This is a genomic window from Tissierellales bacterium (assembly GCA_035301805.1).
Lineage (GTDB): Bacteria > Bacillota > Clostridia > Tissierellales > DATGTQ01 > DATGTQ01.
On record DATGTQ010000107.1, the window covers coordinates 1 to 15730 of the forward strand.

14 protein-coding genes are annotated in these 15730 nt (G+C 29.6%); 6 read left to right on the plus strand and 8 right to left on the minus strand.

Annotated elements, in window-relative coordinates; all coding sequences use genetic code 11:
* Nucleotides 1-364 precede the first annotated feature (364 nt).
* Genes VK071_04945 through VK071_04955 form a run of 3 tightly spaced genes read left to right on the plus strand, consistent with a single transcriptional unit; the run spans nucleotide 365 to nucleotide 2808 of the window.
* Nucleotides 365-1336, plus strand: a complete 972-nt coding sequence (locus VK071_04945) for an ABC transporter substrate-binding protein (protein ID HLR34662.1) — start codon at nucleotides 365-367, stop codon at nucleotides 1334-1336.
* On the plus strand, nucleotides 1326-2072 hold the full coding sequence (locus tag VK071_04950) for an ABC transporter permease subunit (GenBank protein ID HLR34663.1): 747 nt from the start codon (nucleotides 1326-1328) through the stop codon (nucleotides 2070-2072). The genes VK071_04945 and VK071_04950 overlap by 11 nt, the downstream gene beginning before the upstream one ends.
* A gap of 4 nt (nucleotides 2073-2076) precedes the next feature.
* On the plus strand, nucleotides 2077-2808 hold the full coding sequence (locus VK071_04955; GenBank protein HLR34664.1) for an ABC transporter ATP-binding protein: 732 nt from the start codon (nucleotides 2077-2079) through the stop codon (nucleotides 2806-2808).
* On the opposite strand, the gene surE is transcribed toward VK071_04955, so the two are convergent.
* The 5 genes from surE to VK071_04980 form a co-directional block, all read right to left on the minus strand.
* Nucleotides 2805-3557, minus strand: a complete 753-nt coding sequence (surE, locus tag VK071_04960; protein ID HLR34665.1) for a 5'/3'-nucleotidase SurE — start codon at nucleotides 3555-3557, stop codon at nucleotides 2805-2807. The two genes, VK071_04955 and surE, sit on opposite strands and share 4 nt — an antisense overlap.
* A 133-nt stretch (nucleotides 3558-3690) precedes the next feature.
* The gene (locus VK071_04965; protein HLR34666.1) at nucleotides 3691-4833 is read right to left on the minus strand and encodes an RtcB family protein; all 1143 of its coding nucleotides are present in this window, start codon (nucleotides 4831-4833) and stop codon (nucleotides 3691-3693) included.
* 45 nt (nucleotides 4834-4878) lie between these two features.
* On the minus strand, nucleotides 4879-6009 hold the full coding sequence (locus VK071_04970) for a trypsin-like peptidase domain-containing protein (GenBank protein ID HLR34667.1): 1131 nt from the start codon (nucleotides 6007-6009) through the stop codon (nucleotides 4879-4881).
* 15 nt (nucleotides 6010-6024) lie between these two features.
* The gene (locus VK071_04975; protein ID HLR34668.1) at nucleotides 6025-6816 is read right to left on the minus strand and encodes an MBL fold metallo-hydrolase; all 792 of its coding nucleotides are present in this window, start codon (nucleotides 6814-6816) and stop codon (nucleotides 6025-6027) included.
* 34 nt (nucleotides 6817-6850) lie between these two features.
* On the minus strand, nucleotides 6851-7645 hold the full coding sequence (locus tag VK071_04980; GenBank protein ID HLR34669.1) for a peptidase MA family metallohydrolase: 795 nt from the start codon (nucleotides 7643-7645) through the stop codon (nucleotides 6851-6853).
* Nucleotides 7646-7803: 158 nt separating this feature from the next.
* Between VK071_04980 and VK071_04985 the strand changes: the two genes are divergently transcribed.
* Complete coding sequence (locus VK071_04985) at nucleotides 7804-10491, plus strand: cation-translocating P-type ATPase (protein HLR34670.1); 2688 nt, start codon at nucleotides 7804-7806, stop codon at nucleotides 10489-10491.
* Between the two features lie 41 nt (nucleotides 10492-10532).
* On the plus strand, nucleotides 10533-11036 hold the full coding sequence (locus tag VK071_04990) for a hypothetical protein (GenBank protein HLR34671.1): 504 nt from the start codon (nucleotides 10533-10535) through the stop codon (nucleotides 11034-11036).
* A gap of 2 nt (nucleotides 11037-11038) precedes the next feature.
* Here the strand turns inward: VK071_04990 and VK071_04995 are convergent, their stop codons facing one another.
* Complete coding sequence (locus VK071_04995) at nucleotides 11039-12637, minus strand: recombinase family protein (protein HLR34672.1); 1599 nt, start codon at nucleotides 12635-12637, stop codon at nucleotides 11039-11041.
* 15 nt (nucleotides 12638-12652) lie between these two features.
* The gene (locus VK071_05000; GenBank protein HLR34673.1) at nucleotides 12653-12826 is read right to left on the minus strand and encodes a hypothetical protein; all 174 of its coding nucleotides are present in this window, start codon (nucleotides 12824-12826) and stop codon (nucleotides 12653-12655) included.
* Nucleotides 12827-13590: 764 nt separating this feature from the next.
* Here VK071_05000 and VK071_05005 point away from each other — a divergent pair.
* The gene (locus tag VK071_05005; GenBank protein ID HLR34674.1) at nucleotides 13591-13965 is read left to right on the plus strand and encodes a helix-turn-helix transcriptional regulator; all 375 of its coding nucleotides are present in this window, start codon (nucleotides 13591-13593) and stop codon (nucleotides 13963-13965) included.
* A gap of 448 nt (nucleotides 13966-14413) precedes the next feature.
* Here VK071_05005 and VK071_05010 read toward each other — a convergent pair whose 3' ends face one another.
* Nucleotides 14414-15607 carry an IS701 family transposase gene (locus VK071_05010; protein ID HLR34675.1) on the minus strand — a complete coding sequence of 398 codons (1194 nt, stop codon included), beginning with the start codon at nucleotides 15605-15607 and terminating at the stop codon, nucleotides 14414-14416.
* Nucleotides 15608-15730: the final 123 nt, after the last annotated feature.

Here is a 15730-nt window from a genome sequence, read left to right on the forward strand (position 1 = left end):
CACAATAAAAGCATTTTTTCTTATCTCTTCTGTATATGTACGCCTTTTCACTATTTCTTATATCCACGAAAAGTTACACCTACCCTTTTAATATTCCAGTTTATTATACCATTTTTAGATAAAAAAATAGTATAACAACTATAGAACTTTTTTGAAAAAGGAGATATGTATTTGAATAAGTAGCATATAGTGTAGTTATATATAGAAATTTAAATAAAGGTCAATTAATAAATCTTAGATAAAAATAGATATTTTATTAAACATTTTTATCAAATGTTTTGATTAAATACCTAAAAAATACATTTAATAAAAAACAATATACGTATTAAAATAATACTTGACTTAAATAGGAGTGATATAAAATATGAAAAGAAAAAATCTTTTACTAATTTTAAGTTTCATACTTACGTTATTAATAGCTGTTGGCTGTAATAAAACGCAAAAACCTAATGATATAAAGTTTTATTACCCAAATGGTGTACCAGCTCTAACAGTTGCTAAACTGGCTAAGGAAAATCCAGGTATAAGTGAAGATATAACTATTGATTATGAAATGCAAGAATCTCCCGATATCTTAGTATCAAAAATAATGAAAGGGGAAGCGGATATTGCTATTGTTCCTTCAAACTTAGCGGCTCAAGCATTTAATAAAAGTATTCCATATAAGTTAGTTGGAACTTCAGTATGGGGTTCTTTTTACATCACTAGTACTGAAGATATAAAGAATTTCAAAGATTTAAAAGGAAGAGAAATATATTCTATCGGTAGAGGGCTCACTCCTGATATAGTCCTTCAATATATCCTTTCTAATAATGGTTTAGATCCTAATGAAAATGTAGAAATTAATTATTTGAATGCAGAATCAGAATTAGGACCAGCTTTTATAGGAGGAAAAACAAATTTAGCAGTTCTTCCAGAACCTTTAGCTACCAATATAATGATGGAAAAAGGAAATGCAAAAGTCATATTTAATTTAAATGAAGAGTGGAAAGATATAACGGGAAATGCTAATGGCTATCCTCAGGCAAGTTTAATAATTAAACAGGATTTATTAGAAAACAACAGAGATTTTATAGAAAAATTTCTGAAGGAATATAAGAAGAGCCAAGAATGGGCATTAGAAAATCCTGAAAGACTTGGAGATTATGCAAATGATTTAGAAATTAGCATAAAAAAAGAAACTATAATAGAGGGGCAAAATAGAATGAATATAAATTTTGTAGAAACAAAAGATTGTAAAAAAGAATATGAAATATTCTTTAAAGTAATATTAGATTTTGCACCTGAGTTTATAGGAAATAAGCTTCCAAATGAAGAGTTTTATTTTGAAAGATAAGAAATATTCTATATTTCCACGACTTCTTATTATATGCCTTTGGATTTTATTATCAAAACTTATGGATAATGAAGTATTAATTCCTACTATTAAAAGCACTTTAACAAATTTAATGAATATAGTTAAAGATGAGTATTTTTTCCTCACAATAAAAATGACTTTATTAAGAAGTCTTACAGGCTTTTTAATTTCTCTATCTTTAGCAATTATATTAGGTCTCTTATCCAACTTTTCAAAATTTGTATTTAATTTTATAATGCCTATATTAAAGTTTTTAAAATCTGTTCCAACAATAGCAATAATAATATTAGCTCTTATTTGGTTGAATCCTAATATTCTCCCTATATTCATAGGTTTTATTACAGTCTTCCCCATATTATACGAAGCTGTTTTAAATGGAATATTATATGTAGACTCTAAGATTATTGACATGGCTAAAGTATATAAAGTAAGTAAATCTACCCTTATAAAAGATATTTATATTCCAAGTATATTTATTAGCTTAGAAACAATTTTAACATCTACATTAGGACTTAACTTAAAGATGGTTATAGCAGGAGAAGCTCTAGCACAGCCAAAATATAGTATAGGAGGTAGTCTACAATTAGAAAAACTATATTTAAATACCTCTGGCATTTTTGCTTGGATTATAATAATCCTTTTAATTATGAGTTTATTTGAATATATATTAGGAGTAGGAAAAAGGTTTTTAAAAAGAATTAAACAATGGAAGTGATATTTTGAAATATGAAGTTAAAAATATAGGTAAAGGATATAAAAAATTGAAGGTTTTAAATGATATAAGTATTGAATTTGAAAAAAATAAAATTACCTGTATTTTAGGTCCTTCAGGATGTGGTAAAACCACTCTTCTTAATATAATAGCAGGAATAGCTAATAAAGATTCTGGAGAAATTATTGGATTTGAAAAAAGAAATATAAGTTTTGTTTTTCAAGAAGATAGATTATTTGAATGGAAGAATGTAAAAGAAAATATAGAGTTTGTATTAAAGGATAAAATGACTAAAAAGGATAGGGAAAATATTATAGATAAGTATTTGAAATTAATCAATTTAAGAAAATACAAATATTATTATCCTACAAAGTTAAGCGGTGGTATGAGACAACAAGTAAATATTTTAAGAGCCTTTGTATATCCCTCTAGTATACTTATAATGGATGAGCCTTTTAAATCCTTAGATATTAACTCAAAACAAACTACCATAGAATTTTTTACAAAAGTGAAAAAATTAGAGAATAAAACCTGTATCTTAGTTACTCACGATATTGAAGAAGCTTTAGTTTTAGGAGATAAGATTGTGATACTTTCCGATAAACCTGCTAAAATAAAAAAAACTATAACTAATAATTTATCTACATATGAAAGAAAAAAAAATACAGAAAAAAAGAATCAATTGAAAAAGTTAATAGAGAATGAAATAAAAAAGGTGGAATATACAACCCCACCTTAAAACCAACCTTTTACTTCTTTCATTAACTGGAAGTTTGTTAAATCATAATGAAGAGGAGTTACAGTTACATAACCTTCTTTTAGAAAATGTCTATCGGTACCCTCTTTAAACTGTTTATCTTCTCTTCCTTTTATCTTTAATGTTAAATCACCATTTTCATTATCATTTTCTATAAAATAATAGTCGTATATAACCTCACCTATTTTACATACTTGAATACCTTTTACCTCTTCTTCATCTAAATAAGGGGTATTTACATTTAATACTATATTATTCCTTATAGAATTTTCTTTGGATTTTTCTAATACATCTTTTGAATATTTTGCTCCAATTTCATAGCATGCCTTTCCATCTTTATATTCAGCTGATACTGCTATGGATGGTATATTATATATATTTGCTTCAATAGCAGCAGACACAGTACCCGAATAAAGTACATCCATACCTAAATTAAGTCCCATGTTTATGCCAGATAGCACCATATCCACTTTATCTTCTACTAACTTATCTAAAGCAACACGAACGCAATCTGCTGGTGTGCCCGAAACACTATAGGCCTTTGATTTTATACCTGGAAGTTCAACTTTTTTGACTAATAAAGAATTTGAAATTGTTATTGCATGACCCGTAGCACTTTTCTCACTTTCCGGAGCTACTATAACAACTTCGTGGTCTTTTTCTAATTCTTTAGCCAAGGTATGTAAACCTTTTGCAAAAATTCCATCATCGTTTGTCAAAAGTAGTTTCATTTTTTCCCTCCTCATGTACATTGTATAGATTATACCGCTAATTAAATATTTATACCATTTAAATTTTCTTTTTTTTATCAAAAAATATAGTAAGGCTTATAATAATATTAACCTTACTATATTTGTTTACCTACTACCCTTTTATTACCCCTAATGGTCTTAATTTTACTAGTGGTTTTACTAAATCACTTTGATTTTCTAAAACCTCTTCTATATCCTTATAAGCCATAGGTGCTTCTGAATAGTCTTTCTTCCAACCTTTAAATATTATACCTTCCATAGCTTTATTAGCTATCTCTTCCGTTATGACTTTGTTTGCCTTTCTTCTGGACATTACCCTTCCTGCACCATGAGAGCAAGTTTTAAAGCTTTCCTTATTTCCCAATCCTTCGACTATATAGGACGGTGTCCCCATTGAACCTGGAATTATGCCTAACTCTCCTTTTTCTGCTCTAATAGCACCTTTTCTATGAACTATTACTTCTTTTCCAAAATGTTCTTCTATACTAGCATAATTATGATGAATAGATACGGTTTTTAATATATCCTTTGATTTAGTTTCCTTTGCAAATATTTCATAAAACTGTTCAAACAATTTCTCTCTATTAGCCTCTGCAAATTTAAGACTATAATTCATTGCATCATAATATTCCCTTCCTTCTTTGGAATCAATGGAGAGACCCGCTAAATCATATTTTTTAGGAATAAGTTTAGTTTTCTTATTAATTTTATTAGCAACCTTATTATAATAATTGGCTATTTTATATCCAAAGTTTCTACTTCCTGAATGTATCATCAGCCATATATGTCCATCGCTACCTTTTTCCATACTCATAAAATGGTTCCCGGAACCTAAAGTCCCCAATTGTTTAGTAGCGGCTTTTAATTCCTTTTGTACTACCTCATACTTAGGTGCTTTTTGAAATCCTTCCCATTCTACTTCTTTCTTATGATGTTTAAAACCTAAAGGTATATTTTCATGAGCTTTATAAACTATCTTTTTAATTTGTTTTTTAGAAATTTCCTTTATATCAGTTTTAACTGCCATAATTCCACAACCAATATCTACTCCCACTGCATTAGGGATAATCATCCCATCTGAAGCCAAGACTCCACCTATAGGCATGCCAAAACCTACATGAACATCAGCCATTAAGGCTATATGTTTATAAGCAAAAGGAAGATTTGATAAATTTTCAGCTTGTTTTAAAGCTGCCTCCTCAACTTCAGTGGCCCAGCTTTTAATAGGTATATTCCCTATGTTAAAAACTTTCAAATAAGTTTCCCCCTCTAAATTTATAGGTTCATAGCGTACAAAACTTTATTTTACTTGAGTAAAGACTACCTCTAATTCTATTTCTTTACCATCTCTATATATAGTAAAGTTTGCTTTATCACCTTTTTTATACTTTAACAATATTTTTTTCATTTGATTCCAGTTTTCAATCTTCTTCTTATCTATATGAGTGATTACATCCCCATTTTTAACTCCTGCTTTCGCTACTGGAGTATTTGGTAATACTTCTACTGCTACTATTCCATTTTCTACATTTAGTTCTACACCTAGTGCACTTTCATATTTAGCTACTTCAAGACCTTGAATTCCTAAAAATACAGTTTTAAAATCCCCTTCCTTTATTACTTGTTCTAATATAGGTTTTACTTCATTTATAGGAATTGAAAAACCTAGCCCTTCTCCTGTTGTAATTTTTGCTGTATTTATTCCTATTACTTGCCCTTTATTATTAAGTAAAGGTCCACCACTGTTTCCAGGATTAATAGAAGCATCCGTTTGAATCAAATCTTCAATTATATTATATTCATCTATTTTTATGCTTCTATTTAATCCGCTAATTACCCCTGAAGTAACAGTCCTTTGAAAATCTAAACCTAAAGGATTTCCTATGGCAACTGCCAATTCACCTACTTCTAAAGAATCTGAATCACCTAAATCAGCAGCTGGTAATCCTGTTTTATCCACCTTTACTATTGCTAAATCTAAGGCTGGATCAGACCAAAGAACTTTTCCGGGCATTTTATCTCCACTTTCAAATAATACATTTAATTCCTTTGCTTTTCCATCTCCTATTACATGAGAATTAGTAAGAATATAGCCATTACTATCAACTATAACTCCTGAACCTACTCCTTCAACTGGTCTTTCCCAAATAAATTCCCTTACTACCTCAACAGTAGTAATTCCTACTACAGAACTTATAGATTTTTGAGCCACAGCAGATACATTAGAAATACTGTCCTGTGGAGTAATATTTATTTGTTCTGTTTTCTTTGAAGGTTGGGTTTCAATACCTTTTGGCATAGGCAAAATCTTACCGTATAAGCTTGGAGCCAAATAAGGGGTTATGAGCCCACCTATGATTGCAGCAATGATAGCTACTAAAACATATGAAAAAAAACCATTTCTTTTTTTTGGATAAAAACTATTTCCCATTTTCCTCACTCCTAATTAAAAATTATATAGTATAGATGGTTTTTCCCTAAAAGTAAGATCTAATGAAATATCTTTACTTGGTAAACCTGATTCATTCAATATCTCCCTCACTGTATTATAAGCCAATGAAGGAGAGTTATTTTCTTTACTTAAATGCCCCAATAAAACTTTTTCTCCCTTACCTTCTATTACATCAGCAATTAAAGATCCTGAATCTTTATTTGAAAGATGTCCAATTGAGCTCATAATCCTATCTTTTAAATATCTAGGATATCTTCCTTCCTTTAACATTTTTACATCATGATTCGATTCTATTAGATAAATAGAAGAATCTTTAATAGCATTCTTTATATGATTATTTACCCAACCTGTATCTGTTAATACAGTTATTTTACTATTATTATGGTAGAGACAGTATCCTACAGGTTCTGCTGCATCATGAAATATACTAAAGGGATATATATCTAAATCTCTTACCCGAAAAAATTCCTCTGTTCTAAAGATTTTTATATTTTTTTCTTCAATTTTTCCTATTATCCCCTCCATACTAGTCCAAGTCCCCTCATTAGCATATATAGGAATATCATATCTTCTAGAGAAAATTCCTACCCCTTTGGTATGATCCCTATGTTCATGAGTAACTAAAATAGAATCAATAGTTGTAGGGCAAACACTAATAGTTGATAATAAATCTTCTATTTTCCTCCCACTAAGTCCAGCGTCTATAAGGACTCTTGTTTTCTCCGTCTCCATATACTGACAGTTACCACTACTACCACTAGATAGTGAACAAAATTTGACCTTCATCTTTTACGCCCCCGATATTAAAATAATAATAAAACTAATCAAATTCTTCAATTTTTATTTTTAAAACAGCCTCAAAAGAATTATTTATTCCTTTTCCCCTTCCTAAACTATCTAACAATAAATTTATTTTATCAAATCCATAGTTATTTGCCAAAGAAGAAACTACCTCATAAGATTTTCTATAAGCTATTTCTTGGTCTATACTAGAAAAGTTCTTGTTTAATTCTTCTAAACTTACATTGGAAGTCCTACCCTTTCCTTCTTCCCACTCTAAGCCTATCATCTCATTTTCTATATATAATGCAATTCCTTCTGTAAACCAGATAGGATAATTATTTTTAGTTTTTTCGTCAATTAATAAATGGGCAAACTCATGGATAGCTGGGGTAGTTTCTCTATAAATCTCATTAATATTATTTTCATCTTCAACCCATTCCGTGGGAGAAAGCACATGAACTATACCACTATAATAAGCCCCTACAGGTGAATTCTCTTCGTCTAACCTAATAGTCTCTAATAATTCTTTTTTATTGTCATATATAATTACTGGAATTTTCTTATTAGGAAAATAATCTAAAGTACTACATATGTCCTGAAAATGTTCCTCAAGGACTTCTCCAGTAATTTCGGCAAAATCTATTCTAGCATCATATAATATATAAAAATTTTCAGTATCATGAATTTTATAATCTTTTTTCGATTTAAGTATCCTATTATATTCAAAAGTTTTAACTATAGGATATACAGAAACTTGCAAGTAGTTTTCTAATGTTAAAAAACCAAATAATAGAATTACAGCTATGGACACAAAAACAAAAGCTTTTTTCACAACACTCCCCCTTAATATTGCTTATGTTAATATAATTAATTTTATCAACTTATAATGATAAATTCAATATCCTCCTACTAATTACCATACTTTCGTTTTAATTGTCTTTTATATTGGTATACTAATATATATATTGTAAGTGGAAGGAGATAATTTCTATGGATTGGTATAAGCAAAATTTTGACTCTATTTTTCAAAAATTAAATGTAGATTCAAACCAAGGACTAAGTCAGGATGAAGTAAATAAAAGACTTAAAGAATATGGTTACAACCAACTTAAAGAAGAAAAGAAAGATACATTATTACAGAAAATATTTTATCAACTTAGTAATATTCTAGTTATTATTCTTATAATTTCTAGTGTAATTTCTTTTTTCGTAGGTGAAGTAGTAGACTCAATAATAATTATATCTATTGTAATAGCAAATGCCATTTTAGGTGTTGTACAAGAAGGAAAAGCTGAAAAGTCCTTAGAAGCACTAAAGAAAATGTCTTCTCCTAATGGAAGAGTTTTAAGAGATGGTGAAATAGTGGAAGTTCCCGCAGATACTTTAGTTCCTGGTGATGTAGCAATGCTTGAGACAGGAGATATTGTACCTGCAGATATAAGATTAATTAATACTTTTAATTTAAAGATTGATGAATCTTCCCTAACTGGTGAATCTGTTCCAGCAGAGAAAAATAGTAATACTACCTTCTCTAAAGATACACCTTTAGGAGATAGGAAAAACATGGCTTATACTAGTACTATAGTTACCTATGGGAGAGGAAAAGGAATTGTAGTAGAAACTGGTGAAAGTGCAGAAATAGGTAAAATTGCAACTACTATTCAGGATTATGAAGAGGAGGCTACTCCTTTACAGACAAATTTAAACCAATTAGGAAAATATCTAGGCATCGGTTGTTTAATTATTAGTACTCTAATATTCTTAATTGGATACCTACAAGGAAGAAATATCTTAGATATATTTATGATTGCTGTTAGCTTAGCCGTTGCTGCCATACCTGAAGGACTTCCAGCTATAGTTACAATAGTTTTGGCCTTAGGAATGAACAGTATGGTCAAAAGAAACGCTATTGTAAAGAAATTGTTAGCCGTTGAAACTTTAGGTAGCACCACTGCAGTCTGTTCTGATAAAACTGGAACATTAACTCAAAATGAAATGACTGTAGTGAAAGCCTATACTGATAATAAACTCTTTGATATAACCGGAAAAGGTTATGGAATCGAAGGAGATTTTTTATTAAATAATAATAAAGTTAATTTAGAAAATGAAGGAAACTTGAACCTTTTACTTAAAGGGGCTACTTTATGTAATGATGCTATCTTAAACTATTCAGATGGAGAAGAATATACTATAGTTGGAGATCCTACTGAAGGCTCCCTATTATCCTTAAGCGAGAAAGGTGGCTTTATTAAAGATGATTTAAATAAAAAGTATCCAAGGATCAAAGAAATCCCTTTTGATTCTGATAGAAAACTTATGACTACCTTCCACAATAATCTTTTAGAGGGGAAAATTGTTTCCTTCACAAAAGGTGCTCCTGATATTATATTAGAAAAGGCAAATAAAATATACTTAAAAGGTGAAGTAATAGAGTTTACAGACGAGATTAAAAAGAAAGTACTAGATATAAATAAAAGCTTTTCTCAAGATGCATTAAGAGTATTAGCTTTTGCTTACAAAACTTACGAAGAATTACCTAAAAATATTTCTTCTGAATCTATTGAAAATAATTTTGTTTTTCTTGGTCTTGTAGGTATGATAGATCCACCAAGAGAAGAAGCTAAAGATTCTATAAAACTTTGTCATAAAGCTGGAATTAAAACCATTATGATTACAGGGGATTATAAAGAAACAGCTTTTGCTATTGCTAAAGATTTAGACATGGCCAACAATCCTAATGAAGTCATGACGGGACAAGAGTTAAACAATCTATCTGATGATGAACTAAAAGAAAAAGTTGAATTGTTTTCAGTTTATGCCAGAGTTTCTCCGGAACATAAGGTAAGAATTGTAGATGCCTTAAAAGAAAATGGTGAAGTAGTGGCTATGACTGGGGATGGTGTCAATGATTCCCCTGCTTTAAGAAAAGCAGATATCGGAGTATCTATGGGAATAACTGGCACAGATGTAGCTAAAAATACAGCAGAAGTAATTTTAACAGATGACAACTTTTCAAGTATTGTATCGGCAGTAGAAGAAGGGCGAACTATATATTCTAATATTAAAAAATCTATTTTCTTTTTACTATCCTGTAATATAGGGGAAATTTTTATAATATTTTCAAGTATACTTTTAAATATAGACATTCCACTGTTACCTATACAATTACTATGGTTAAATCTTATAACTGATAGTTTCCCAGCTTTAGCTTTAGGTGTAGAAAAGGGAGAAGAAGGAATTATGAGCAATCCACCAAGGAATCCGGAAGAACCTGTTTTAGATAAGGCTATGGCTTTAGCAATATTGATTCAAAGTACTGCCCTAGCCCTAGGAGTTCTTTTAGCTTTCAAATGGGGACTTAAAACTTATGGTCTAACAGACTTGAGAAAAGCAAGAACTATTGCATTTACAACTCTTGTACTATCCGAATTATTTAGGGCTTATTCAAGTAGATCCTTAAAACATTCCGTATTTAAACTAGGTATATTTTCTAATAAACCTTTAGTTTATTCAACATTGTTTTCATTTTTACTATTGTTATTAGTAGTTTATGTTCCCATATTACAACCACTATTTAAAACTTTTCCCCTAGCTTTTAAGGACTGGAGTATCATTTTAATGTATTCTATTATACCTTTAATAGTTGGGGAAATATATAAAGTTTTAGCACATATCTAAAATTCTCTGCATAAACTAGAACAAGGAAGGTGGTTTTAGTTATGAGGAGAATGGGCAATCTTAAAATATGTCCTATAATCAGTGCCAAATTAACATCTCAATCCATAGAAGAGTTACCAGTAATAGTACAAGTAAGTAATGAAAGTTATAACGAGTTTCAAAGTATGGTTTCCCAAACGGGCAAAGTTAAAACAAACCTACCTATTATCGGTGGGATTGCATGTAACTTGACTACAGATGCTATATACAGATTAGCAAATGACCCTGATGTTGAATACATTAGCTTTGACTCTAAAGTTTTTGCCCTGTTAGACATTGCAACTACTTCAATCAATACAAGGTTTCCTCATGAACGTGGATACTTAGGTGAAGGAACAACAGTAGCAGTGGTTGACTCAGGTGTTGCACCTCATAAGGATCTAACTGTGCCGACTAATCGAATCATCGGCTTTAAAGACTTCGTAAATAACGAAACAGAGCCTTATGATGATAACGGTCACGGCACTCAAGTCCCATGTACAGTAAACCAAAACCTTTACATCTAGTTTTATAGTTTCCAGTATATATTGATTACCCTATTTTGTCCATCATCCTTAGCCCCTATTTCAATATAATCTATAGTTTCATTAACTATTTCATGGGTTAGTTTATGATTTTTCAAATAATTTTTTACTACCTTCTCCACATCTGCTTTTTCAGATTCCAGTCTTTTAACTTCATCTATCTTTTTTTTAATATCACTTTTTCTTAATTCCAGTTGTTGCCTTTCTTCTTGTAAAGTAAAAGAGATAGTTATATAATCCTTTTCAGAAACTATCCCTTTAGTTTTATCTATATATAAATTAGTAAGCACCTTTCCTTTTTCTTTTATGTCTCCTTCTATTATCTGCAAGGCACTTATTAATTTTCTTATCTCTTCTGTATAGTCTACTCTCTTTATTTGTTTAAATGTTGCCTTTGTTGCTTCAGAATTATTTTGATATATTCCCATCACTCTAATAAACTCTGCTTCTACATAATCATATAAATCTGTATAGTTGATTCTATTTCTATATTCACAAACCAGATCTCCACCTAGTGTATTATTCTTACATTTTAAATATGCATATACTAAATTATCATATTGCCTACTCCTAGTGGTGCTTCTTATCATAGCTCCACCACAATGTAAACACCTAACCTTTGTGGCAAATATGTGGGTCTTCCCTTTCTTCTTTTTATTCCTCCTCCTAGAATCCATCAGTCTTTGAACCTCATAAAAATCCTTTTTACTAACTATTGGCTCATGATTATCTTCTACAATAACCCAATCTTCTTCATCTACTGCTATTCTTCTTCTATCTTTATAGGACCGAGTTGTTTCTTTTCCTTGTGTTAATATCCCTATATATATTGAATTTCTTAAAATTCTATTTATAGTAGTATGGCCCCATAAATTATATTCACTTACATTAGGTAAAGAAAAGTTCTCATATTTTCTTTTCATATAAGATGAAGGTTTTTCTATTCCTTCTTTTGTTAGTATTTGTGCTATTTTATGAGTTCCATAGCCTTTTAAATATAGATTATAAATCTTTCTAACCACTTTCGCCGCTTCCTCATCTACTATAAGCTTATGTCTATTTGTAGGATCCTTCATATATCCATAGGGAGCAAATCCTCCTAAGTATTGTCCATCTTCCATTTTTGCTTTAAATACTTCCTTAATATTTTCAGATAAATCTTCAAGATACCATTCATCTATCATTCCATGAATTTGTCTTGACTTTTTGTTACCTGCAATAGCTGTATCTGCTCCATCTAATAGAGATACAAATCGAATATTCCATTCTAAAAATTTTCCATGGATAATTTCTTCAACTGCCTCAAGATCCCTTAGAAATCTATTTTGTGTTTTCCAAAGAACTATGTTAAATTCTCCATTTTCGGCATCTCTTAATAATTTCTCAAAGGATGGCCTACCCCTATCAGCTCCTGAATAGTCCTCATCTACATAAAAATCGTATATTTGCCACCCTTTTCTTGCCACATATTCAGATAACATAAGTTTTTGATTCTTGATACTTTCGCTATCATCTCCTTTTTCAATTTCCTTCATATCTTCTTTACTTAGTCTTATATAAATTGCTACCTTCTCCATATACATCTTCCTTTAAAGACTTTATATACTTAAAGCTACTGCTTCTTCTGTATCTCCTACATTTTCCATGCTTTCTAAATCTCTGTTTATAAGTTCAGCTATTATCTTAGACATATTCAGAGCTATCTCTTCATCAGTTTTGGAAGTAAAATAACTATTAATAATTATTTCATCAGTCTTTTTAGTTTTTATCATTTAAATCTCCCCCTTAACCTTAATGTCTCCTTCCTAATACTTAGTTTATTAAATGATATACTTGTCTAATAACCTATTTCAATAAAAAAGATAGCTAATGCTATCTTATATATGTAAAACTTACTATTCTTTATATGTATTTTAATAATATTTCAAGCTATCCCTGGTAAGGATACATAGTACCAGAATCTCTTCACCATTTAGGAAAAAACTATCCCAGTAACTCTCCGATTCTATCCGAGCCACTCTCCAGACGATAAATTAGGACTGAGTAGAAGTATCATTATTTTCCCCTTACTGGTCTTCGCAATATAGGTTACCAATCTATTTTTGATGTTAATGTGGATATTTATAAAAAGTATATCCGTCCATCTACTTGCTTTTCCCTTTTAAGGCAGTAAGGGTAATGTACTTGAAATATTGATATTTAGCTGTAAAGGTTCATATACTAATGCTGTAAATAAATTTATATATTTAATATGAGGGCTTATTTAAAAGCTCCTGCATATATAAATCAAAATTATAGTAAAATAATTTAAAAATATTAAGTTTATTAATAATTTGTTCTACCAATATCTTATTGCTTGTTCTAATCGTCTTTAATTTTTCTCTTAATATTAAAATCTCTTATTTGGACGAAATGTCTAACCTTTAGTTTAATTATAATGGACATTATGTCCATTGTCAATAGTTTTTATCCATTTAGTCCATTAACATTCTTATTTTAAATCCTTTATGCTAACATTAATTTTAGAGGTGAGATTATGAGTTTTGGGGAAAGGTTAAAACAAGTAAGAGAAAATAATAACTTAACACGTGAAGATTTAGCTAATAAACTTAACATTTCATATTCAGCTATATCTAAATATGAAACTAATATAAGATTTCCTGATCAAGAAACATTAAGCAAAATAGCTGATTTATTTAATGTTACTACTGATTATTTATTAGGACGTAGTGATATTCCTAATCCATATATGAAAGAAAACACTTCCCCTGCTGATAAACTATCCGAAGAAATACATAACCTATCTCCTGAAAGCCAGGAAGAGATAAAGAAATTAATTGAATTATATAAAATAAAAGATATGCAAAAACGTAACTCGGAGGTTTCTGATGAATTAAGCAAGCCAGATTAAATAGGGTTATTGAAAGAAAAAAAACTAAATTAATTAATAAACTCAAAGGCAAATGAGTGGACAAGCAGTTAAATTATATATATTTAAAAATATTATTCCGTAAGGGATATATTTTTTTTATATTTGTGCAGAAAATGTTGGGGATTATGGGAGGTAGTTGGAAAATTATGTAGAAGGATGTTTATATGATAAATTATATAGACAAAGTAGAGTACATATCAGCATCTTTATTAATATATAACTTTATGTGTATCTGAAAAATTAGAAGTAAGTTAGTAAATAACAAAAGGAAGACTTCTTTACTTTAGTTATGCAATTTTAAAAATTAAATTACCAGTATTAGGTTGGAATACCCTAATGTGAATGTTTATCCAACAATTGGTTTAAAATATCCCTATATCACCTTTTAGGTTAAAAAATTAAGCTATACGAAATTGATTGTAAACATCTACATAGATACGTTGTTCTTTGTCTTATGATAAATATATGGTACAAATTCTCTGATTGATATATTCCTCTGACATTCAATGGATTTACCTAGAGACTTTATCATAAGTTCCTCATGATTTACTTTAAATATTTCTAGAAAGTTTATTGCCAAAAATACAATAAGAAAGTACCTTTCAATGGATAGAAGGCTTCGCACCCTATATTTATCAAATCCTAAGTTTGTTTTTAAATATTTATAATTGGTTTCAACAGTCCATCGATTTAAGTAATACTCAATTATTGTCTTAGCATCTAGTTCAACATCTGTTGATATTAGAAAGACAGGTTTTTTAAAGCCATCTTTATTAACCTCATAGGATATTACGACTAAAGCATTCTCTATTTTTGCAATTGGTCCTTCATAAATGTATACTCTATATTTTTTGCCTTTGACGGTCACGACATCTAAGACATTAGGATCTATATATTTAACGAATTCAGAAAGTTGTAGTTTTATTCCCATGGGGGATATAAGTCTATTTGATTTTACAGTGCCTATAAAATGATAGCCTTGTTTAATACTAGTGTAAATAACATCTTTGTTGCTATACCAGGAATCTGTTAACACATAGATTTTCTCGCATCCTGAAGGGGCTTTAAAATTATTTATAAGTTCCTCAGCTATTTGCATTTTACTTTTAAAAGGTCTATCTATATTTTCACATTTTTCTTTTCTGTAGTAAGGATGATAATCAATGGGAATTGATATATCTCCTAAAGTAAAATTTGAAGTAACTACACAGTGAGACCACATACTTTTATTTTCAATATGAGAAAAATGATAATCTAATCCTTCTATTTTTTTAGCTTTGGGTTTTGGATTAACTGTATCATCAATTATTAAAAATCCAACAGGTTGAGGCTCTACACATTGTTCAAGGAAATGGTTTAAATATCCTATACGATTTCTATTTAAAAGATTATCATTCCATGAAGAAGTGCCTAAAAATCTATAGATACAGCTATTATCTTTAGCAGTTAAAACTGCTCTAGATATTGAAGCTATTGATTTGTTGCCATGTACAGTAATTAGACCATGAATTAAATTGTTTAGATGATTTGTTTGTGGTTTAGACATACCATAATTTACATCTTCAATATAGTTGCAAATATCCTGATTAGGATTTAAACTATAGTTAGTTGTATATGGCATATTTCTTACCTCCTTGTTATTTATTTGTGGTCTAACTTTTATTTAACATAGGTTAAGAATTTATGCCATATTTATTTTTTGGAAGTATTACTAATTACAATTCTTCTTTTGCATAACTAAAGT